14 protein-coding genes are annotated in these 23,910 nt (G+C 40.3%); 7 read left to right on the plus strand and 7 right to left on the minus strand.

Features of this window, described 5'->3' with window-relative positions:
• Nucleotides 1-155 precede the first annotated feature (155 nt).
• From H5186_RS12760 to H5186_RS12775, 4 genes are all read right to left on the minus strand, one after another.
• The gene (locus tag H5186_RS12760; RefSeq protein WP_259397091.1) at nucleotides 156-575 is read right to left on the minus strand and encodes a hypothetical protein; all 420 of its coding nucleotides are present in this window, start codon (nucleotides 573-575) and stop codon (nucleotides 156-158) included.
• A 114-nt stretch (nucleotides 576-689) separates the two neighbouring features.
• Nucleotides 690-2,591 carry a carboxylesterase/lipase family protein gene (locus H5186_RS12765; RefSeq protein ID WP_259400329.1) on the minus strand — a complete coding sequence of 634 codons (1,902 nt, stop codon included), beginning with the start codon at nucleotides 2,589-2,591 and terminating at the stop codon, nucleotides 690-692.
• Nucleotides 2,592-2,820: 229 nt separating this feature from the next.
• Complete coding sequence (locus H5186_RS12770; protein ID WP_182784219.1) at nucleotides 2,821-6,249, minus strand: LamG-like jellyroll fold domain-containing protein; 3,429 nt, start codon at nucleotides 6,247-6,249, stop codon at nucleotides 2,821-2,823.
• Nucleotides 6,250-6,776: 527 nt separating this feature from the next.
• The gene (locus tag H5186_RS12775; RefSeq protein WP_182784217.1) at nucleotides 6,777-7,739 is read right to left on the minus strand and encodes a glycoside hydrolase family 43 protein; all 963 of its coding nucleotides are present in this window, start codon (nucleotides 7,737-7,739) and stop codon (nucleotides 6,777-6,779) included.
• Nucleotides 7,740-8,287: 548 nt separating this feature from the next.
• Between H5186_RS12775 and H5186_RS12780 the strand changes: the two genes are divergently transcribed.
• From H5186_RS12780 to H5186_RS12805, 6 genes are all read left to right on the plus strand, one after another.
• Nucleotides 8,288-11,122 (plus strand): TonB-dependent receptor, encoded by a 2,835-nt coding sequence (locus tag H5186_RS12780; protein ID WP_182784215.1) that lies wholly within the window; start codon nucleotides 8,288-8,290, stop codon nucleotides 11,120-11,122.
• 512 nt (nucleotides 11,123-11,634) lie between these two features.
• A complete protein-coding gene (locus H5186_RS12785) occupies nucleotides 11,635-14,466 on the plus strand; it encodes a TonB-dependent receptor (RefSeq protein ID WP_182784213.1) in 2,832 nt (943 codons plus the stop codon).
• A 300-nt stretch (nucleotides 14,467-14,766) separates the two neighbouring features.
• Nucleotides 14,767-16,104: an MFS transporter gene (locus H5186_RS12790; RefSeq protein ID WP_149980054.1), complete on the plus strand. Its 1,338-nt coding sequence runs from the start codon at nucleotides 14,767-14,769 to the stop codon at nucleotides 16,102-16,104.
• Between the two features lie 14 nt (nucleotides 16,105-16,118).
• Entirely contained in the window at nucleotides 16,119-17,063 is a 945-nt protein-coding gene (locus H5186_RS12795) for a glycoside hydrolase family 43 protein (RefSeq protein ID WP_033103079.1), read from the plus strand.
• Nucleotides 17,064-17,085: 22 nt separating this feature from the next.
• Entirely contained in the window at nucleotides 17,086-19,536 is a 2,451-nt protein-coding gene (locus tag H5186_RS12800; protein WP_182739567.1) for a glycoside hydrolase family 127 protein, read from the plus strand.
• Nucleotides 19,537-19,546: 10 nt separating this feature from the next.
• Nucleotides 19,547-19,981: an FKBP-type peptidyl-prolyl cis-trans isomerase gene (locus H5186_RS12805; RefSeq protein ID WP_182761407.1), complete on the plus strand. Its 435-nt coding sequence runs from the start codon at nucleotides 19,547-19,549 to the stop codon at nucleotides 19,979-19,981.
• A 98-nt stretch (nucleotides 19,982-20,079) separates the two neighbouring features.
• Here the strand turns inward: H5186_RS12805 and H5186_RS12810 are convergent, their stop codons facing one another.
• Nucleotides 20,080-21,090 carry an arabinan endo-1,5-alpha-L-arabinosidase gene (locus H5186_RS12810; RefSeq protein WP_149980056.1) on the minus strand — a complete coding sequence of 337 codons (1,011 nt, stop codon included), beginning with the start codon at nucleotides 21,088-21,090 and terminating at the stop codon, nucleotides 20,080-20,082.
• 102 nt (nucleotides 21,091-21,192) lie between these two features.
• Here H5186_RS12810 and H5186_RS12815 point away from each other — a divergent pair, with 102 nt between their 5' ends.
• Nucleotides 21,193-22,221, plus strand: coding sequence for a family 43 glycosylhydrolase (locus H5186_RS12815; protein ID WP_182784211.1), 1,029 nt, complete (start codon nucleotides 21,193-21,195; stop codon nucleotides 22,219-22,221).
• Nucleotides 22,222-22,294: 73 nt separating this feature from the next.
• Here H5186_RS12815 and H5186_RS12820 read toward each other — a convergent pair whose 3' ends face one another.
• Nucleotides 22,295-23,359, minus strand: coding sequence for a hypothetical protein (locus tag H5186_RS12820; RefSeq protein WP_182739569.1), 1,065 nt, complete (start codon nucleotides 23,357-23,359; stop codon nucleotides 22,295-22,297).
• Complete coding sequence (locus H5186_RS12825) at nucleotides 23,356-23,544, minus strand: hypothetical protein (RefSeq protein WP_182717795.1); 189 nt, start codon at nucleotides 23,542-23,544, stop codon at nucleotides 23,356-23,358. Before H5186_RS12825 ends, H5186_RS12820 begins: the two co-directional genes overlap by 4 nt.
• Nucleotides 23,545-23,910: the final 366 nt, after the last annotated feature.

The following is a 23,910-nucleotide window of genomic DNA, read 5'->3' on the forward strand; positions in this document are numbered from 1 at the left end:
GCACCAATCTGCCTAGCGATTGGCCAGTTTTTATAACTCATAATTATGCCTAATTGTTGATATTGCGCTTATTTAAGTATAGCTAAAAACACGATTGCTAATAATAGAATATGAGCAGTACTACAATAGTAACAACTAATCGCGATTTCAGTTGATCACACCATGGCACTGACAAGTGCACCTGTGTCGGTAATACCAGCTTCTTTCATCGCTTCAGCGATGGTTTGAACTAACGAACCCATTTGAGCTTGCATTGATACAATCATATTAGTTTGCGCTTCGACTTGTGCTTTAACAGCTTCATCTTGCTGGTTATCTAGCGCTTTTAACTTTTCGAGTTGCTCTTTTTGTTGTTCAATCTGTTCTTTGATTTTTTTCAGCTGTTCGATCATTTTAGCGATGTGATCGGGCATATCTGAATTGGCCTCTTTTTCTGCTTTCTCTTTAGTTTCCCGGCCTGATATATTGTCTAACTCTTTTTCTGATAAACGATAGCCAGTAGTATCGTTACTTTTTACCGTAGACTCTGATGGTGACGCAATTGGCTGTCCCAGTGGTTTATGTATCTGCATCATGGCTCTTTATAATGTGATTTAATCATACTTATCGGCTGAAAGAGGCGTTACTAAAGGGGAGGCATGTAAATAAAAGCCAAATATTAATTTGGCTTTTATTTGGATAGCTGCAGACTAACGAACTTGGTTAGCCCATTTTTCACCGGCTGGTGTGCGGCGCCATTTAAAATACTGATCAAGTGTTTCTAGCGCTTGTTTGTCGGGCACTGGGCCGACTTTTGGTTGCTGTTGAAAATACATAGTGCTGGGTTTGTCATTATTAAAAGCAGGCCAATTTGGTAATGCATCGTCATTTGGATTGCCATTTTTGGCAAAGTTAGTCCAGTAGGTTGCCATTATATCTGACATTTTTAAATCATTTTTAGTTACATTCGGATCTGCTTTATTAAGGTTTTTAAACATATAGGCTATTTCATGACCGTGGCCAGAGCCATGATCTTCATCTTTGCCGCCAAGTTTACGCTCAGGATGGTGATCAAAGTAATATAAATAAACAGGGGCTCTTCCATGTTCAGTTTGTAACTTAGCCCAGCTCCAAGTATGCCAACCAAAGGCAGCATCACGCACCAGATTACGGGCGCTGCGAGGGATGCTGTTTTTTGCAACAGGGTAAGCCTCAAGTAAACTTGGCGCAAATTGACCGAAGCGAGTCTTTACTCCATCAACAAAATTATTAACATCAGGGTCCCACACAAAGCTGACGCCTTCATCCGAGTTATAACCAATTAAAGCAGGTACATCATTAAACTTGCCTTGCTGATAGAGCTTATATTGGTCGTCTTTTATCACATAGCCGTCAACAATGGGCCAACCACCGGGAAGTGACCAGCCTTTTGGTATAAAAGTTTTTGCGCTCATTTTTCGCAGTTGTGCAATGGAGCTTGTGCCAAACTGTTTTACATAGTCGAAACCTTCTGTTTGAGCCTGTTGTAAGGTTGACATGTTTTCACCGGGGTAGTTCTTAATGCGAGTAGGACCAAATGAACCACCACTTTGCGAGATAACTTTGTTAAATAACCCTTTAGCTAACGGTGAGGCGGCAAGCATGCTAACCGAAATGCCGCCCGCAGATTCACCCGCAATGGTAAGATTATTTGCATCACCACCAAACTCACTAATGTTTTGTTTAAGCCACTTTAAGGCGGCTAGTTGGTCGAGCAACCCATAATTACCTGATACGCCAACTGGGCTTTCCTTATTAAGTTCAGGATGGGCTAAAAAACCTAATTGACCAACGCGATAAGCAATAGACACTACTATCACGCCTTTATTGGCAAGTTCGCTACCATCAAAAATAGGATCTGATGAACTGCCAAAGCTAAAGCCACCACCGTAGATCCAAACGAGCACCGGGAGCTTTTCATTATTTGATTGCGCGGGCGTCCAAATATTCAGATATAAACTATCTTCACTGCTCCCAGATACGGGATCGCCTGCTTGAATTGGGGCAGGGGCATACGCTTGTGCTTTAAGCACACCTTGCCATTTTTCGGCAGGTTGAGGGGCTTTCCAGCGCAACTCTCCAACCGGTGGTTTAGCAAAGGGCACGCCTTTAAATACGGCTAAGTTTTGCTGGGCCGTGCCTTCAAGTTTGCCCTGTGCCACGCTGACTTGGGTTAATGGTTCTGCGTTTGCGCTGGCTGCAGCTGTAGCAAAAAATGTGGCCCATAAAAGCCGTTTAAGTTTTGATACGTTCATAATCATTCCTTTAAAATTGCTTTGCTTATCTTTTAATTGCCAATCAAGCTTATAGTTTGCTGTAGCAAAAAGTTGCGCGCCATCCCAGAATTGACCTGCAATAGCGATTTTTTGCAGATTTGCGCTTTGGTAAAATTCACTGAGCAGATTCGCAAATTGTGCTCTAATCCAATCAATGACGTGAGGGAGCATGCTATTTCTGGCCTTATTTAAGAATTTGTCATCAAGGCTGTTTTGCCTTTTGCCCAGTGCTATCACTAAGTAACCATATGAATTAATCTCAGACAGCATATGCTCAAAAGGAAATAAGGTGTCCATTCAGCCGCCGTTAGCAATAACTTTAAATGCTGTCATTTTGGCAAAGCAAAAACAGGGTATAAGAACATAAGAATACGGTACATAGCCCTTACTAAGTTGTTATTATAGTACAAATAGTGCGGTAGAAGATAAGTGATTTTTTGAAATAATTGATAAATAAAAAAGCCAGACTCTCGTCTGGCTTTTCACGACAACAAACTATTGGGCAAGGCAGCTCGCCCAAAATAGTTTATTCTTGTGCAGTTGCTGCATCAAAGAGTGCTTTAATTGCATCAGCATCAATTGCACCGCTGAATACTTTTAACTCATCAATTGCACCAGCATAAGGCGTATCCCAATAGTTTACGCCTAACGCAAATTCATTGGTCTCGCCTGCAACAGTGAATACACGTGGAAAACCTGCAGCTTCAAGTTTTAATTCACCATTTACGTACATTTTTAGTGTATCACCATTGCTACCATCGACAGTCATGGCTAAGTGAGTCCATTTGTCTTTAGGTATACGAGTATCAAGCTCACCGTTATCGAAAAATGCGCCCGTAGTTGCCCAAAGTCGAGTTTTATCAGTACCATCCATTGATGGGACAAGGCTTAACCACGTTGACGAATTTGCACCGGCAAAGAATGCAGTCGTGTAACTGGTAAATACATCTGGTTTTAACCACAGTGAAATTGAATAGTCATTCGTTGTAATTAAGTTATCAGGTAATCTCACTCCAACATTACCATCTAGATGTACAGCTTGACCGATAATACCGTCAGTGAAAGTGACAGCACCGCCTTGGTTATCTATCCGGTTACCGGTTGCGTTACCTTTACCGTAAACGCCTTCAAGCTCAGCTAAATCACCTTCAAAGCTATATTGCGCAGGGGCAAGTGATTTAACGGTAACATCGAAGGTTTTAGTGTCAGTGAAGCCTTTATAGTTAATCGTTGCAGTTAAGGTGACGATTTGATCGCCTGCCAACGCACTTGGTTGATTAACGATAGCTGTGCCATTAACAGGTTTTAGGTATTCTTCATTATTTGATGTCCAACTGATACCGGATACAAATGGACCAACACGCGGTAGAGTGAGGTTATCACGCACTGCTGATACATCACCTAAATCTAATGCATCTTTTACAAAACCAGCGAATTTTGTTGGATCAGTTAAGTTATTGATAGCAGCTGCATTGATGTCTAAGTTACCAAGGGCATAGTCATATACTATTAATTCATCAATCTCGCCTTGGAATGGTAAATCCCAGCCATAGTTTACGCCAAGTGCAAAGTTACCCGTTGCATTACTAAAAAAATCAGCGCGTGGCATTGATCCTGCTAAAACCCCATCACGGTAAAGTTTAGCTTCGCCGTTGGCATAAGTGATTGCAACATGCGACCAAGTAAGCGTTGCCGGGGTTGCAGAAATGATTTGGTTCCACTGTTCAACACCCGCATCATCTAAATATTTGCTCCATAGCATTGGTGTGGTTGTAAAATGAGTGTTACCAGGGATCAAGCTCATCCATCTATCAACAGTCGTAGTGGCGAAGAATGATGGTGAAAAATCAGTTAAAACCGTTGGTTTCAACCAATAAGAAACAGTGTATGCACTTGATTGAATAAAGCTATCAGGTAATCTGACACCTGTTGCACCATCAAAACTAAATGCTTGGCCTGTTTGCCCAGCAGCATACGCTTGATTACCTGCGCCGGTGTTTAACAAATTATTATCAGTAGTTGTGGCACTTGGTAAATTTCCTAAGCTATCTGTGAGCGCATTTTCAAATGAATAATGTGCTATCGCATTTTTAAACTCAGGACGTGCGGTTAAATTAACTGTAAATGTTTTACTCGTGGTTTGGCCGTTTAGCTCAATATTGGCTGTGAGCGTCACTGATTTATTACCACGGTCTGGGGTTGGAATAAATACTGCACCGTCGCTACCTATGTAATATTCATCACTACTTTGCCAGCTGATTTGTGCGCCATCTTTACCAAGAGTTGGTAATGAGTAACCTTCATCTGCAATACTTAACTCAGTTTTAATATCCAACGCTTGAGCAACAGTGGCAAGGATATCGCTTGTTGCCGTAATATCGTCAACTTTAGTTGCCCAAACCGTTGCTCCTTCACTTGATACTCCCGACAGCGTTGGTACAAGTGCTTTATTGGCATCATCCCATTGCCATTTAGCGACGGCAAAGTAAGTGCCAGATTCTAATACTAGTTTAATATTGGTATTAGAATCATCGCTAGGATACCAAGTACCAGGATCGCTGCCTGTTACTGAGTTATCAGCATTAAGTGCAATGTGAGTTGAACGAATAGCACTGGTATTAACGGTTGTACCATGGTTTATGAATTTGTAATAACCTTGGATTTCGTCCATCGATAGTACATTCTCACCATTGAGTGGAACATAGCGTTGTGGTGAAAGTACAGGCCAACCAAGTTGGTTAATGAACATTTCATGGGTTCGTACTTGGTGTGCTTCAGCACTTTCTGGAAATTCAGTAGAGCTTAATGGGAAGCGAGTGTGAGTGACAAATAAATGTTTGCCCGATGCCTGATCATAATACGCTGAGTTATGACCCGGTGATTGATAACCCCAAGCTGGTGCTGTTTCTCCGAGCTCTTGGGTATATTCAAAACCACCTAATAGTTTTTCACCTATTTCAAGGCCGCCTGCAGAGGCAATATCGTTGCCCGCATTATCTAAATAAGGACCTTGTGGGTTCTTTGAACGTGCAACACGTACATTATAACCATCATTAGCAGCAAATCCTGCAACTGAGTAAAAAAGATAGTAGTAATCACTTTCAGGGCTATACATAGTAAATGCACCTTCCATAGCACGGAAGTCACCACCGACTAGTTTAGTTCCATAGCCTTGTCCTGCTTCAGGCATGCCTGTTGTTTCATCTATAGCAAGTACAAATATCCCGCCAGAGTATGAACCGTACACCATCCATAAATTGCCATCTTTATCATAAAAAGCGGCGGGGTCAATGGCATTGGGATCTACAGCGCCAGCCCATATTGTTTGCCCATTATCTAATGGATACTTAGCAAATTCATCATCAGTACGGTAGCCGCTGCGTAAAAAAATGCCTTTATTTTTGTATGGACCTTCAATAGAGTCTGCTTCTGCAAGACCTAAATAAGAGCGATTAAAGCATACTTCATCAACAGTGTTAGGTGTATCTGGATTATCTTGAGCGCAATGATTGTAGTAAAACCAAAACTTGCCGTTGGGTGCTTTAATTACATCAGCAGCCCAGTTACCGGTAAAGCCATCAGTCCATTCAATACCCTCTGCAATTTCGGTTGTGTAATTAAAATCAAACAACGGGCTTTCATTTACAGCACTGTTTGCTGATAAACTTGAAATCATTTCCCAGTTCATTAAATCGGTCGATTTAGCGGCAGCTAAATGTGAGCCAAAAATATAATAAGTATCATCGACTTTTAAAACCGACGGATCATGCACGGCAACATTAGTCACTGTTACATTGCCATTGTTGTTAAATTGTACACTGCTACTTACAGTTGGCTTTGCGGTTGCAGTAGGTTGTGCCGCTAATACGCCTTCGGGCGCTGAATTGCTGTCTGAACCGCATCCTGTAACAGCTAAAGCGCAGCTGATCACCATCGCTAATCTGGTTAGTTTCATTTTTTAATGTCCTCTTATAACTGGGATTTTTGTTATTTAATGTTGTCAATAAAATTGCTGTGCACCTAACGTAAAATAGCAACTACGTAGTATTGTAATTTTATAGTACTATTTCAAATGTGCAAATACTTTTGCAAAAGTAATTGTTATGTAAATAAAAAGTGCTTTGTTTACAATGCTTACAGCTGTGTTTCAATTATCATCAAGCAATGATTTGCGACGATTTTTCGCTTATTTACAGCAAGTAATGTAAGTATTACGCGAAAATAGAGGGGGTTAACCAGATCTCAGGTAAAGGTATTTACGAATGCTTTGATTTAAAATTATAAAGGTTAATAAAGTGTCTACCTAGAAAGTTATCAGAATTAACAAGGCGAGTTTACGCGTCAGGCACTTACCTATTGCAAGTTAACTCAACGCAGTTAGCGATTGAAAATCGTCTTTATAAGTAGATTTATTCACCAGCGAACAATTTTTTAAACCACGGTGATAGGGGCTCTGCAGTGAGAGCCCCTTCGTTGACTGAGTTATTTGTCTTTACTCAACCCTTCAGTGGTCATGATGATACGCTGTAAGGTACCATCATCATTGTATATAAGTGGTTCAATCGCAACTGAGCGACGAAAACGTCCGCCACTTGGCTTGCCATCTTTTGGTGGTACTGCACCTGTATGGTAAATAAAGTAACTTTTATCTTTAAACTCGATAATTGACTGATGATTAGTCTCGCTGTTACCGGCAATCTCATTGAGAATGCCTTTGTACTGCCAAGGGCCATGGATACTTTTACTCATTGCGTAGCAGATTTTTTCTGGAAATTCACATGCATAAGAAACATAGTAATATTCATCTTTCTTATGAACCCATAAAGCTTCAGTGAAATTAGGTAAGTCGATGGTTTTGATTTCACCGTCTAGGCTTAATAAATCATCACTTAGTTTTACATATTTAGGTACGAGGTTACCAAAAAATAGGTAGGTATCACCGTTTTCTTCTACGTAGGTGGCCGGATCTATATCATCCCAATCATTCGGTGTTTGGGTAGTCATATCATTAGTAACCAATGCATGACCTATAGCGTCTTTAAATGGTCCGGTAGGAGATTTCGACGTTGCAACACCAATTGCAAAACCAGGTTTAGTTTCATCATGGCGAACAGTGGTGAAGAAATAAAAGGTGCCATCACGTTCAATCATATGCGCTGCCCATGCATCGCCCTTAGCCCATTTAAAGTCAGTGGCTTTCATTATTGGGCCATGCTTTTTCCAATTCACCATATCTGTTGATGAAAAAGCAAGCCAGTCATGCATCTCAAAGAAAATATCATTATTAGGGGCAACATCATGACCGGTATAAAGATAAACTGTGTCCTTATGAACTAATGCCGCTGGATCTGCGGTGAACACGTCGGTAAATAATGGGTTTTGTGCTGCAACCATACCGCTCGATAAGAGTAATGGTAACGCAAGGGCTGTTAATTTATTTTTCATATGTATCCTTATAGATGGTGTAAGCCAAAGTATCTGCGCTTGTGTGTAGTTTTAGTTAATTCATGGCAGCTGTGAGTACTAAAAATTAGTAAAAGTACAATAAAAAACACCATTAATTGTATTATTGTATTTTTATTGTGATGACATCAGCATAACCGAGGTAAATATATAGTTGCAATGCATTTATATTTTTACACAGTATTAATGTGATTGTTATTCGCATTGTCGACTTTAAGCTTTTGAATTTCATAGCCTTACTTTTTTAATTGTTAGGTGGCTAGATGAAACAAGCTAATAAATCAACTATTTCAATGGAGTGGGTGTTAACTACTCTTTACAGGTTATTTGAATTTGTTGTTTTTTGAGTTGACCCTTAAATAGTCATACAATATGATTAAAGTCCGAGTGTAAATCTATATACATAGTCAATGTAGATATCTCGTATACTGTTTTGACAACACACAATGGGCAATGCAGTGGTCACTCTTCGGTAACTTAATTGGATAGTTCAGAGTTCCGATATAACTATAATTTGGAGAACACCGCTAATGTTTAAAAAAACACACATAGCCAGTGCGATAGTTTTGGCATTTACATGCCAACTGTCTTACGCACAGGATGAAGTAACAAATACACCGCCAGATAGCACTGATGATATCGAAGTTATCCAAGTATCAGGTATTCGCGGTAGCTTAAACAAAGCGCTAGATGAAAAACGCGCTAGCGTACAAATTGTTGATGCGATTGTTGCCGAAGACATTGGTAAATTTCCTGACAATAATGTCGTTGAAGCACTACAGCGAGTTTCAGGTGTACAAACTACCGGCCGTGGGGGCGGTGAAGTCAGCAGCGTATCAATTCGTGGTCTAAGCGATGTTCATACTACTGTAAATGGCCGTGATATTTTTACCGGCTCAGGTCGTGATGTGTCGCTGCAAGATATTCCTGCTAGCTTACTCTCTGGTGTTACCGTATATAAAACGCGATCGGCAAAGCAAGTTGAGCGTGGTATAGCTGGCTCGATTGATATTAAAACTCAGCGTCCATTTAACTTTGATGGTAAAAAAGTAGTACTAGCAGCACGCGGTATTTATTCAGACCAACCTGACAAAGTTGACCCTAATTTAAGTATGTTATTAAGTAATCGTTGGGATTTGGATGGTGCGGGTGAGTTTGGTGCACTGGTCAATGTTTCCTATTCTAAAACGCACTACCGCGATGATACATTAGCTGCAGGGGCTGCATTACCCTATTTCACAAACCAACCAGCTACTGGTTTTAGACCTTATTCTCCAATTCCTAGAACGTTAGGAGCACCGGGTAACGAAACCTCTGTTTGGCAGAGCTTAGAAAATGGCCTACCAACAACACCAGGTTCAGCGCTTGATATAAATGGCCAGTCAGCAGAGTATTTACTTGGCCGTGACGCTGTTTTTGGTAACTCTTTTAGCGGTGAACGTAAGCGCCCAGCAATAACAGCCTCATTTCAATGGGCACCTAATGATACATTAGAGTTAACGGCTGAAGGTTTTTATACTGGCTATCGTAATGAGTCACAAAATTCATTATGGCATGCGTTTAGTTACAATGATAACGTCGGCATTGAAACACCGGTTACTTACGATGACACAAATGTCATAAAGCAAAGACAAACCCTCGGCGCAGATGGTTTTGTAAGTGGTGATGCTACTTCTCAAAAAACAGACACGTATTTATACGCATTGGGTGCGAAGTGGCAAGCATCAGATTATCTGACCATTAATAGTGAACTGGTATATCAAAAAAGTGATTATGAAAGCGACTTTTTAGCAATGCGCTTTAATCGCGCAACTTTTCCTACTCTAAACGTTGATTATAATAATGGTGGAGGTGTACCCGCAGTCGTATACGAAGACGATCCTAATACACCTGTAAATGAAGCTGATATGAGCGCTGTTGCAAACTGGAATGCTGCTGATCTATATGACAATGGTGATGGCAACAGTGGTGACTCAATTGCGTTTACGTTTGACGCAGAATATTTATTTGGTGGCACATATATTGATAAAGTTTCTTTTGGTGGGCGCTACGAAAAACGTACTGCAGAAGCATTCACTCGTACTCAGAATAAATATCAACCAACATCGCTAACTAATTTCATGAGCCAGTTAGTTGAAGCAGGTGTAAGCGATGACGGATCTGGGCTTATCTATCAGGTTGATGATTACTTTGATGGCCGAGCTAACGTTTTCAATAACTTTATCGCAGCAGATGGTGGTTACTTACTTGATAATGTAGATGCTGTCCGCGCTGTCTATGGGTTTAACAAAGAAGATAAGTATAAAACGTTTGATATTAAAGAAGATTCTTATGCTTTATATAGCACAATGAACTTTTATCTCTTTGAAAATATTAGCGGTGAGGTTGGTGCTCGTTACGTGAAATATAATCAAGATATGAAGTTTCAATCACTATTATCTAAAAATCCTGCTCAGTATGACCAAACCGTTGAATCAGAAAGTATCAATAAGTTGCTACCAAGTTTATCTCTAAACTGGAATATTACAGAAGATATTGTCGGGCGTGTTGCGTATACAGAAACACTAAGAATGCCTAATTACGCTGATTTAAGCTCTGTGGCACGTTACGAAGATCCAATTACCAAAGCGCAAGAATATGGTACCGGTAGTACTGGTAATCCTAATTTACAAGCTACTGAGTCAAAAAATTATGACTTATCGCTAGAGTGGTATTTTGCTGATACAAGTTCTTTATACGCGTCTTACTTTAAGCGTGAAATTGATGGGTTAGTCATTTCATCACGTAGAAATGTTGTACGCGAAGGCGATGATGGCGAAACTCGTCCATACGTTGTTAGCTTTCCTGGTAATGCGTCAGATGGTGAATTATCTGGTCTCGAGTTAGGATTAGTCTATTTCCCAGAAAATCTGCCAGCCGTTCTTGATGGCTTAGGTATGCAGGCAAGTTACACTAACTTAGACTCTTCGCAGGACACTCCTGACTTTGATTCGTTAGGCAATATTATTGGTTATACCGAAACAAGTATGACAGGCGTTTCTGATGAATCAGTTAGTGTCGTTGGTATTTACGAGCGAGAGTCATTTGATATGCGTTTGTCATACTTATGGCGCTCAGCGTTTTATAGCGGAACAACGGATGCTACTTTTGCGAATCCATTACAAATTTGGAATCGCCCAGAGCAAAGTTTAGATTTCCAAGTTAGTTATAACATTACAGAAGATGTTACTGTCACATTTGATGCTACTAACTTGTTAGATGATAAGTATCAAACTTATTATGGAGAAGGTAACGAAAATCTATTTAATGCGGGAAGTAGTATTTTTTCTCGTACATTTGCTTTAGGTGCACGGTATTCATTCTAATGTAAATTAGAGTATAAAAAGCCCCGATAACCTCGGGGTTTTTTATGCTTATTCATATTATACAGAAAATTATTCCCATTGCTTGTAAAGCTAATTGTTTCGTCTTTTTTGTTTCCCCGTACTTGGAATTACCGATCTTAATATATGTTATAGCTATGGAGCATTGGCATACCCTTTCAAGTGAGTTGTTAATTTGTAGTATAATAATTATTTGATTTAGGATGAGTTATATTTCACTTTTTGATACTTCTATCTTTCCCGTAAGATTATATTTCATCAACCAATTGTTTTTTATGGCCTTGTTGCCAAGATTTGTTTTTTTGATTTTTATTTAACATTTATTTATTTTTATCAGTTGACTGTTAATTAATCATACAATATTATCAATGTCAGGCAGCAAATAATTAACATAATAAAAGGCAACCTTAATACAGGCTCTGACAACAAGTTTGTAAATAAGGGGAAGCAGAGGGTAATAGCCTTCTGGGGAAAACAAATGGAGAACACCACTCATGTTCAAAAAAACACACATAGCTAGTGCAATAATCATGGCTGTTTCATGTCAGTTTGCATATGCGCAGCAAGAAGATAATGCATCGGTAAATGCTGAGAAAGACGACATTGAAATTATTCAGGTTTCTGGTATTCGTGGTAGCTTAAATAAGGCACTGGCTGAAAAACGCTTTAGTACACAAATTGTCGACTCTATTATTGCAGAAGATATTGGCAAGTTCCCAGATAACAATGTAGTTGAAGCACTACAAAGGGTTACTGGTGTACAAACCACAGGCCGTGGTGCTGGTGAAGTGAGTACTGTGTCTATTCGTGGTCTAACGGATGTTCATACTACGGTCAATGGTCGAGATATTTTTACCGGTGCAGGGCGCGATGTTGCACTGCAAGATATTCCGGCGAGCTTACTATCTGGCGTAACAGTTTATAAAACGCGATCAGCAGATCAAGTCGAGCGAGGTATTGCGGGTTCAATCGACATTAAAACAAATCGCCCGTTTAACTTTGATGGCCAAAAAGTTGTTTTAGCTGCACGTGGTATTTACTCCGATCAACCAGATAAAGTTGACCCAAATATTAGTGCACTGCTAAGTAATCGTTGGGAAATTGACGGCGCTGGTGAGTTTGGTGCACTGTTTAATGTGTCGTACTCTGAAACCAATTATCGTGATGATACGATAACTGCAGGTGCAGCGTTTCCATTTTTTACTAATAATCCGCAAGCAATGTACTCTCCTTATTCACGTATTCCTGAATATGACTCGCAAGGAAACAAGGTTTGGCAGATTGGTCAAGAGAACGGTTTACCTAATACTCCAGGGTCTAAACTAAACGTTGAAGGTGAGCCGACAGAGTATTTAATAGCACGTGATGCTATCTTTGGTACGTCATTTACTGGTTTACGTAAACGTCCAGCAGCTTCTATCTCGTTGCAGTGGGCACCGGTTGATACTTTAGAAATAACCGCCGAAGGTTTTTACACCGGGTATGAAAACGAGTCACAAAATGCGATGTGGTTTTCAAACACGTTTGAAAACGGCAATGGCAATATTGAAACACCAACTATTTTCGATGGCACTAATGTAGTTAAAGAAAAACAAGCGATTAATGCAGGTGGTTTCCAAAGTGGTGATTTCTCATATGGTAAAACAGATAGTTACTTATATGCACTAGGTGCACAGTGGCAAGCTAGTGAATATTTAACAATTAACACTGAAGTTGTTTATCAAGAAAGTGAATTTGAAACTGATTTTTTTGCAATGCGCTTTGACCGTGTAGCCAAAGGGTTAAATGTTGATTTTAATGATAATGACGGAGTTCCTGGGATTGCATTTTGGGATGATCCTAACACCGCAGTAAATGAAGCTGATATGGCTGCAATACAAAATTGGAATGCGGGTACGGTGTATGATAACGGCGGTGGTAATCGCGGGGATTCTACGACATTTACTTTTGACGCTGAATATCTTTTTGGTGGTCGATTCATAGATAAAGTGAAATTTGGCGGTCGCTACGAAAAACGCACAGCTGAAGAGTTCACTCGAACAAATGAAGGTGGGATTGGTAATACTAGTGTTGAAAGTTTAATTCAACAATTGGCCGCAGCAGGAACTACTGGTGATGGATCCGGTATTGTATTCCATGTGGATGATTACTTCGATGGCAGGGCAGATACATTCAGTAACTTCGTTACCGCTGATGGTGGTTACATGCTTGATAACGCTGGTGCAGTACGCAACGTGTATGGTCTAGAAGCCGAAAATGTTTATAAAACCTTAGATATTGAAGAAAACTCGTATGCATTATATACAACCACTAATTTTTTCATAACTGAAAATATAAGTGGGGAATTTGGGGTGCGTTATGTCAAATATGAGCAGGATATGGACTTCACAGCAGAAACTGGAACAAATACTAATATTTTTGATTCAAGCTCTGCGAGCGCAGACGTCAGTAAATTACTGCCAAGCTTAGTTCTAAACTGGAATATAACCGATGATGTGATAGGTCGTTTTGCTTACACTAATACCTTACGTATGCCTAATTTTGCAGATTTAAATGCCTTGCAGTATTTTACGGATCCTCTTACAGAGGGAACTAAGAATGGGACGGGCACAGGAGGGAACCCGCAATTACAACCTGAAGAGTCGACAAATTATGATATCTCTTTAGAGTGGTATTTTGCCGATTCAAGTTCACTTTACGCAACTTATTTTTTACGAGAAATAGATAGCCGAATAGTCCCAGGGCGAAAAGTTGTGATGCGACCTGATAAGAATGGTGACATTATTCCTTACGCGCTTAGTGCCCCTGTTAATGCAAGTGAAGGCGAATTATCTGGTTTGGAACTTGGTTTAGTATATTTCCCGGATAACTTGCCTGAAATGCTAAATGGGCTTGGTCTGCAAGCAAGTTTTACCGCACTAGATTCATCTCAAAAACTACCTGAGTATAACAACGATGGAACCATTAGCGGTTATGTAGATTCAAGTATGGCTGGTGTATCTGATCAATCATATAGTGTGGTGGGTATTTATGAGCGAGATTCGTTCGATATGCGCTTATCGTATGTATGGCGTTCAGAGTTCTATACCGGTAACGAAGCGGCTATTTTTGCTAATCCATTGCAATTTTGGAACCGTTCAGAACAAAGTTTAGATTTCCAATTTAGCTATGATGTAACAGATGATTTTGTGGTGACTTTTGATGCTACAAATATACTCGACGATGTGTATCAAAGTTATTATGGTGAAGGCAACGAAAACATCTATAACTTTGGTAACGGTATATATTCACGCACTTTTGCAATTGGTGCCCGTTATTCTTTCTAAGTTTATATAATCTTTAAAGTACAAAACCTCGACTTTGGTCGGGGTTTTTACTTATCAACTCATTGAATTAATTTAACTTGTATTTATTCGCTCTGAGATAGTTGAGCTTCCAAAATTATGATTCGTCGAAAAGAGTTGCGATCCTATTAGTATGATAATACTATCAATGAAGTTATCATTAAATTTACAATAATAAGCAATACAATGGTCACCAGTGTGATAAAACAAAGAATAGGTGACCTTTATTATTTTAAATATGGCGTATTAAGGTACTACATATTTTAAAAATCAGGTAGTTGTATGGAAAATCAAAAGTTATCAGTGGTAGAAAAAGTCGGTTTTGGTGCCGGTGATATGGCAGTAAACGTTATGGTTGCTGCATTATTTTATTTTATGTCGTTTTTCTACACCGACATTTATGGCCTCGACCCTGTTGATATGGGTATTTTATTTTTAGTTGCACGTTTTGTTGATGCGTTTACTGACCCATTAATGGGCGTGATTACCGATAAAGTAAAAACTCGCTGGGGGCAGTTCCGCCATTGGTTCTTATTTTTATCTGTGCCATATGGTATTTCAATCGTCCTGCTATTTACCACTCCAGATTTTGATTACAATATGAAGTTGGTGTGGGCTTACCTTACTTATTTATTTGCCACCTTGATGTTTACCGGTGTAGCAATTCCTTATATTTCGTACATTGGCGTATTAACCGCAGATCCTAAAGAACGTTTATCAGCGAATGGTTATCGGATGTTTTTTGCCAAAATAGCCAATGTTATTATTGTATTTTCTGTACCTTTACTGGCATCAATGTGGGGCGGTGGCGATATCGCTCATGGTTATAAACTGGCAATGATTTTAGTGTCTACCTGTGGTGTAGCATTGTTTCTGTTTTGCTTTTTTACTACTCGTGAACGTATTACTCATGAACCACAAACCGAAAGCATACTGACCCAATTTAAAGTGCTGATTAAAAACGATCAATGGTTGCTGCTATGCGCCGCATGTGTGCTTGGTACTTTAGGTTATGCAATTCGTGGCAGTGTGGCTATGTACTACGCTAAGTACTATTTAGGTGCTCCTGATCTGGCGGGTACTTTTACCAGTGCCGGTATCGCAGCATCAATAGTATCTATGGTGGCAAGTACGTGGATCACCCAACGTTATTGTAAGTTAAAACTATTTAGATGGTCACAAATCGCAGTGTTGTTTATTTCGCTGATAATGTTTTTTGCAGTGCAACCTGGTGACATCTGGTTGGCCTTTGTGTTGTATATCATTTTATCTTTCGTGGTTGATTTGCATGCACCGGTGTTTTGGTCCGCGATTGCAGAAGCGGTTGACTATGGCGAAATTAAAGACGGTGTTAGGGCATCAGGTTTGTCATTTGGCGGGATTTCATTTTGCCAAAAAGCCGGTGGTGGTTTAGCGGGTCTTGCCGGTGGTTTACTGTTAGCTTTTTTTGATTACCAGCCAAATATTGAACAAAGTCAATTTACCATGACTGGATTAGCATTAATGCTGACCATTATTCCTGGTGTGTTTCATGCCATTTTGGGCTTTGTGCTATTTAAATACAAAATTACCGATAACTATTATACCGATATGGTTAAAAACCAGCGGTTACCAGAATAATTTTAGGAGCATTTATGTCAACTTTACCTAAACCTTTGATCCCACAACGTGCTGATCCATATATTCATAAGCACACAGATGGTTATTATTACTTTACCGCGTCAGTGCCTGCCTATGATGGCATTGAACTGCGCCGTGCAAAAACCCTAGAAGGGCTTGCAACTGCAACGCCAAAAATGGTCTGGATGAAGCCACAAACAGGTCCATATTCTGAGCTTATTTGGGCTCCTGAGATCCATTTTAATGATGGCGCTTGGTATGTTTATTTTGCCGCAGCACCGAGTCGTGAAATTAAGCACGATTTATTTCAGCATCGTATGTATGCAATTAGCTGTAAAGATGCGGATCCGATTGAGGGCGAGTGGCAGTTTTGCGGTCAAATTGAAACCCCATGGGATACTTTTTGTTTAGATGCCACGACTTTTTATCATAATGATGAGCTTTATTATTGCTGGGCACAAAAAGAACCGGGTGTAAAAGGTAACTCAAATCTGTACTTGGCAAAAATGTCATCACCAACAGAGATCACTGGCGAAATCACCCGTTTAACCATCCCTGAACTTGATTGGGAAATAATTGGTTTTTGGGTGAATGAAGGCCCTAACGTACTTAAACGTAACGGTAAAATATTCTTAACGTATTCAGCCAGTGCCACCGATGAAAACTATGCTATGGGCTTGCTATATGCGGACCTAGATAGTGATTTATTAGATATAAATAGCTGGACTAAAGTGCAAGAGCCAGTATTTCGTAGTAACGAGCCTAAGTCGATGTTTGGCCCCGGGCATAACAGTTTTACGCAAGATGAAAATGGTAACGACGTGCTGGTTTATCACTGTCGTCAATATACTGAAATTGAAGGTGATCCACTGTGGAACCCAGATCGTCATACCTTCACAAAATCACTAAATTGGGATGATAACGGTATGCCTGTTTTTGGTAAGCCTGGCGAACAATAAAAATAACAAAAGGACTCTGTGTATGTTTGTTTTAGCAGTAAAAAAATTACCACACGTTATTAGTTTTTCTCTTGCGGTAATGTTGTTATCGGCTTGCAGCGAACACCCTAATGCAGATGATAAAACTGTTAATACGCATCATACACAGCGCACACCACAACAACTTTTTGCACTTGAGCAAGTTAGCTTAAGTGCAAGCCCATTTTTACATGCCCAGCAAACTAACGTTCGTTATTTATTGGCATTGCACCCAGATCAATTATTAGCCCCTTACTTACGTGAAGCTGGTATCGAGCCCAAAGCGTCATCTTATGGTAATTGGGAAGACTCGGGGCTTGATGGTCACATTGGCGGTCATTATTTATCGGCGTTAAGCCTTGCGTGGGCTGCAACTGGCGATGAAGAACTAAAGCGCCGTTTAGATTACATGTTAAATGAGCTACAACGCGCACAACAGGTTAATGACGGTTATTTAGGAGGCATACCAAATGGTCAAGCGATGTGGCAACAAATCCATGATGGCAATATTAAAGCCGATTTATTTAGTTTAAATGATCGTTGGGTGCCGCTTTATAACATAGACAAAATTTTCCATGGCTTGCGTGATGCTTACTTGATTGCAGGCAGTGAACAAGCAAAAACCATGCTGTTTGATTTAGGCGAATGGTTTTTAAACTTAACCTCTAAGTTAAGCGAGCAGCAGATTCAACAGATGCTGTATTCAGAATATGGCGGTTTAAATGCGGTATTTGCCGATATGGCGACGATCAGTGGCGATAAGCGTTATCTCAAATTAGCGCAACAGTTTACTCAAAATAGCATTGTCGATCCGCTGTTAAAAAAACAAGATAAGCTAACTGGCTTACATGCTAATACCCAAATTCCAAAAATTATTGGTATGTTGAAGGTCGCTGAGGCCACTGATGATAAAGCGTGGCAACAAGGCGCAGATTATTTTTGGCAAACAGTGACTAAAGAGCGCTCAGTGGCCATTGGTGGTAACAGTGTGCGTGAGCATTTTCACGACAAAAAAGATTTTACCGCGATGGTTGAAGACGTTGAAGGCCCTGAAACCTGTAACACGTACAACATGATGAAACTCAGCAAGCTGCTGTTTCTGAAAACCGCGGACACTCGCTATTTAGAATACTACGAGCGCGCAACCTATAACCATATTTTATCGTCACAACATCCTGAGCACGGTGGGCTTGTGTACTTTACGCCAATGCGTCCTGGGCACTATCGTATGTATTCATCGGTACAAGATTCAATGTGGTGTTGTGTCGGTTCGGGTATCGAAAATCATAGTAAATACGGTGAGCTGATCTACAGTAAAAATGACGATAACTTATGGGTAAATCTATTTATTCCAAGTACGCTTGATTGGCAGCAACAGGACTTAAAAGTAACTCAACAAAGCCATTTTCCGGATGCTAATAATATAACCTTAGTGATTAACACATTAGATAAAAAACATAACTCATCAGCGCAGCTGCATATTCGTAAACCAAGTTGGGTTACTGATGAATTGCAGTTTAAGCTTAATGGCAAAGCAATAAATGCCACTGCAGAGCAGGGGTATTACGCAATAAAACATGACTGGCATGATGGCGATAAATTAACTTTTTCTTTAGCGCCAAAACTGTACACAGAGCAGTTGCCTGATGACCAAGATTACTATGCGGTATTGTATGGTCCTGTGGTAATGGCAACCAAAGTACAAGCGTTTAAAAATGAGCATTTAAACTTTGTTGCTGATAACAGTCGCATGGGTCATATTGCAGCAGGGCCTACCTGTCCACCCGAAGCACTGCCTATCATGCTCAGTGAACCCGAGCAGTTTATTGCTGATTTAAAGCGAGCCCCTAGCGCAGAACTTGCATTTACCACAGATAAAAATGTCGCCATTGCTCAGCAGGGGATAGGGAGCACACAAACAACTCAGTTAATTCCGTTTTTTAGGCTTCATGATAGTCGCTACCAAGTTTACTGGCCGCAGCAAAGTGAAGCCGAATTTACTCAATTTGTTAAAGATTCAAAAGCGGCTGAACAAGCAAAAGAGCAATTACGATTATTGACCGTTGACCAAATTACACCGGGCGAGCAACAGCCTGAAGTTGAGCATGACTTTAAAGGTGAAAATACCCGTGCAGGTGTTAATAACGGCCATCATTGGCGTGATGCAACAGGTTGGTTTGAATATAAGCTAACTAACTCAGAGCAGCAGGCAGTTGCACTGCGTATCCGTTACTTTACTGCAGATGTTGGACGTAAGTTTACTATCACAATTAATGGTGAGGTGCTGGCAAAAGTTAGCTTACCTGCTAAGCAAACCGGTGCAGAATTTTACAGTATTGATTATCCATTAACTGATGAAATGAAAAAAGCTAGCTCATTAACACTGCGCTTTAGTGCAATAAAAGGATCGGTTGCTGGTGGTATTTACGGTATTCGTTTAATCAATAATAACTAGTAGGACGAGTATGAGTTTACAGCATTATGACGATGTGCATTCTAAAGTGAGTGTTCGGCGCTACCCGCTCGCAGAGCAATACATAACACAGCCTGGTGTGCATGTAACCGGCTCGGGTTTAATGTATCGAATTATTGAACTGGGAAGTGGCGAACCACCTTCATGGGATGCTACTGTTAAGGTGCAGCAACGCGTGATGACTGCAACAGGGCATGTGCTTTATGATACGCGGCAAATCGAGCAAGTGGCTGAGTATGAGATAGCAGAAGCAATTGAAGGTTTGCAAGAAGCACTCATGCTGATGCCTAAAGGCAGCCGTTATGAACTTTTGATTTTACCGCATCTAGCCTACGATATTTACAGTGTGGCACTGAATGAATCTTTAGCGACAAGCAGTGAGCAGCTTATTTTTATGGATATTAAACTCATTGATTTTAGCGAGTAATATTGGTGCTAGAGCAGTAATTCTTGTGTTAATAATGCGATATATCAAAACAAAAAACCTGCAAAAAATGCAGGTTTTTTAGTGGCTGTTCTTAAGTGTTACTTCTCAATCAGCTTAGTGGTGCGCTTGTTTAGATCTTTGCTATCAACTACTGGCCAGTTATCGTCCCAAGTCATCGGTAGAATACGTAATTTTTGTAAACCGTTATCAGCCGTTTCGTAAGCATGAAGTACTAAGTAATCTTTACCGTCAAAGGTATAAGCGGCATTATGACCAAGCGCTACCCAGTCTTTATTACCTTCGATCACCAGCGAACCACCGCCATTATTTAAGTCACGGCCTTCTTTATCAAGGTATGGGCCTTCTACGTTTTTACTGCGCCCTACACGGACATTGTAAGTGCTGTCTAAACCTTGGCAGCATTTATCAAACGACACAAATAGGTAGTAATAGCCATTCTTTTTAAAGATATATGGTGCTTCTACAGGTCCGTGTTCAGTGTTAGGGCGTGCTGAAATGCTATGCCATTCTTGTGGTTGTGCCAAACGTACCATATCATCGTCAAGTTTCACTAATTTAAGACCGCCCCAAAACGAACCAAAGCTCATCCATGGTGTACCATTGTCATCTTCAACAATCGCTGGATCTATGGCATTCCAGTTATCACGCTCAGGCACAGACTGTATAACTATACCGTGATCTATCCATTTATAATCTGGTGATTTAGGATCTAGAGTTTCGTTAACCGTTACACCGATCGCCGAGGTGTTTTTACCAAACGCAGACACAGAATAATAAAGGTAAAACTTGCCATCTTTTTGGTATACATCCGGCGCCCAAAGGTGGCCACCAAAGTCACTGGCAACTCGTTTTGCCCAGCTCGGCTCGTCTTTAAATACGCGCCCGGTAAGCTGCCAATTTTTCATGTCTTTGGATTCGTAATACGTGATCCCCATACCCGTGCTAAAGACGTAATAGGTATCGCCTTCTTTGGTCATTACAGGGTCGTGTACTTCAACTTGTTTAGCCATGGTATTACTTGCTAAACAAAGTAATGTGCTTGCACCGAGCAGTTTACATGTATGAGCGAACTTTTTTGCGTGTTTCATAGTTGCCTACCTTTTTATTTTAATCATTAAACTTATCAGCTACTATAATATATGTAATACAATATTAACAATGGAAATTAAACTATAAAAATAGGAAATACCATGGCCAAGAATCTGATTGCCACTGCAATTATAAGCGTACTTAGTATGTCATGCTTTTACAGTGTTGCAGAGGCAAATAATAGCCCAACATTAATGCCAATTGATAACCCGATTGTTTTGCAACGCGCAGATCCTTGGTTGGTCCGCGATGAAAAAACCGGTTGTTATACCTTTATTGGTACATCCCCTAAGTTTGACGAAATTGAATTACGTCAAGCTTGTAGACTTAATGACTTGAAACTAGCAGAGCCAAAAGTGATTTGGCATAAAAATGAAAAAGGCCCAATGAGTACCAATATTTGGGCACCAGAGCTACATAAAGTTGATGGCAGTTGGTATATTCATTTTGCAGCGGGTGATGTAGAAAAGCCGTTTAGTATTCGTATGTTTGTGCTTAAAAATGACAACAAAAATCCGATGAAGGGCCAATGGCAAGAAATGGGGCAATTAAAAACCCACCTTGATAGTTTTTCGTTGGATGCCACAACATTTAGCCACAACGGCAAACGCTATTTAGTTTGGGCACAACAAAACCAACCCGCAACGTACAACTCTGCATTGTGGATTGCACAAATGGACTCACCAACATCGATAAAAGAGCCAATAGTTAATATTTCAGAGCCAACACTTGATTGGGAAATACAAGGCTATAAGGTGAATGAAGGAGCTGCAGTGATGATCCGTGAGGGAAAAGTGCTACTTACGTATTCTGCCAGTGCCACCGATGATCGATATGCAATGGGCTTGTTATGGGCCGATGCCGATGCAGATTTACTCGACCCCGCAAGCTGGCATAAAAAGCCACAGCCAATTTTTGCAAGTAACGAAAAAGTAGGGCGCTTTGGTCCAGGTCACAATAGTTTTGTAAAAGCAGAGGACGGTGTTACAGACTTACTAATTTACCATAGCCGTGATTATAAAGAGTTACAGGGTACACCCTTAACAGATCCAAATCGCCATGCGCGTGCACGCGTAATAAAGTGGGATGACCAAGGATTTCCTATTTTGTCTAAAGAAAAAGGAGACTAATTATTAGTCTCCCATAGTTAATAATGAGTTTACTACAGTCAGATATATGCCGATGATAGTGATTTAAAATATTCTATAGGTCAATTACGAAGGGATGTGCCAGTATCCTTTGTGTTTGCTCGAGTGTTAGCCCTTTAGCGGTTGCTGCTAAAGGAACGCGGTGCATCAGATTGTTGACGGTGGTGCTGGTTAAATCATCTTCAGTTCCATTGGCTTCTACGGGGTGAGCGAGTCCAAGGAAGTGGCCAATTTCATGCGCTGTTAATCGTGCTATCTCGTTTATAGTGCCAGGAGCACTTTGTGGGAAAGCGCAATTGGTGGGTGATACAAAAATACCATCAGCCACACCTGCGCCACCAGGGATACGAGGCGTAAACCCTGCTAAATTTTGTAGGCCAAAGCCAGTTTGTTGTTTAACGCATTTGCCAATAACAACACTAATCGTATCCTCATCTTTGCTTTTAAGTTGTGACAAGATATTTGCTAAAGGGGTTAAATCGTGAGTACTTTTCATTATGATGGCTGCATCATCTATAAATTCAACCTCAGTTACATTAACGTTCAGGTCTAATTCAAGGCCAATTAAAATAGAAAGTGATTCAACATCTATTTCAGAAGCAATAGCAGAACTTAAAGCAAACCTTACGTTAATGCTTGGATTAGCTGGCATAGCAGAGACGAGCAATTCTATATTGATATTTTTGGCTAGAGTATCTTTGGAAAAAGAGTCACACGGCACTGGTTTAAATGTCATTTGAGTGATTTCTGCTGCAACACCTTCTAATACAAACAAACCCAGATCAGAGAGTTTATTTGTTCTCCAAAGGTGTTTATTTGCGCTCGACTTATCGGTTATTAGCGTATCGCCATTAACATTTAAAGCTGATGAGGCAATCAAACATCCCTTGGGCAACGCTGTTACACGAAGTGCTCGGCGGTTATCACTTAGGGGGATCTCAACGGCAAAACTGTTATTTTCGGTCATATTTTGAAAATTAACGTTAAGCGGTGTCCAATCATTTTGCTTAGTCTCTTGTTCAGTCGTTTGCTTAGTAGGTTGTTCAGTAGCCTGTTCGCTATTACAGCCTGTTAAAGTAACAGCTGCAAAAGCGTATAACATTGGCATAAACTTTCTCATCTCAAATCCTTCGCGCTAAGATACCTACCAATACGTCTTTTAATGTATACATCTGATTCACGTTTATACTGAGTTACTAATAGATTTTTCGCTTCTTGTGTTTGTTGGGCGCCAAGTAAATCAATACTTGCGGCACGTAGTTGTGGATCGAGTGAATTTACACGCTTGGCAAGCGCATCAACCATGTCGGATGATGCTGCGCCACTATCTTTAAGTGCTTTGACTAATGCCGCGCTTACTGAAGGGTAAAATAAAATGGGACAGGCACATTATTTTAAAATCTGTCCCATTCGTATTTTTCACCCGTAGGAAATGGCTTCAGCCATGAATTTTTTAAGTTTTATGCGTTCCTCTTTTTAAATCAGTCAGTTAATTTTGCACAAAGATAAGTGAATGAGGGTAAGTGAGAAAGGCATGCCTGTAGGAGATGGCTTCAGTCATGAATTCTCTAAGTTTTAGACGTTGCTCTTTTTTAATAAGCATCTTTATCTGTGTGTAAAAAAGGGGGGGTGATAACACCCCCCCATAAACGTGGGAACAACTAATTAAGT

This window comes from Pseudoalteromonas sp. SG41-2 (genome assembly GCF_014164535.1).
GTDB lineage: Bacteria > Pseudomonadota > Gammaproteobacteria > Enterobacterales > Alteromonadaceae > Pseudoalteromonas > Pseudoalteromonas rhizosphaerae.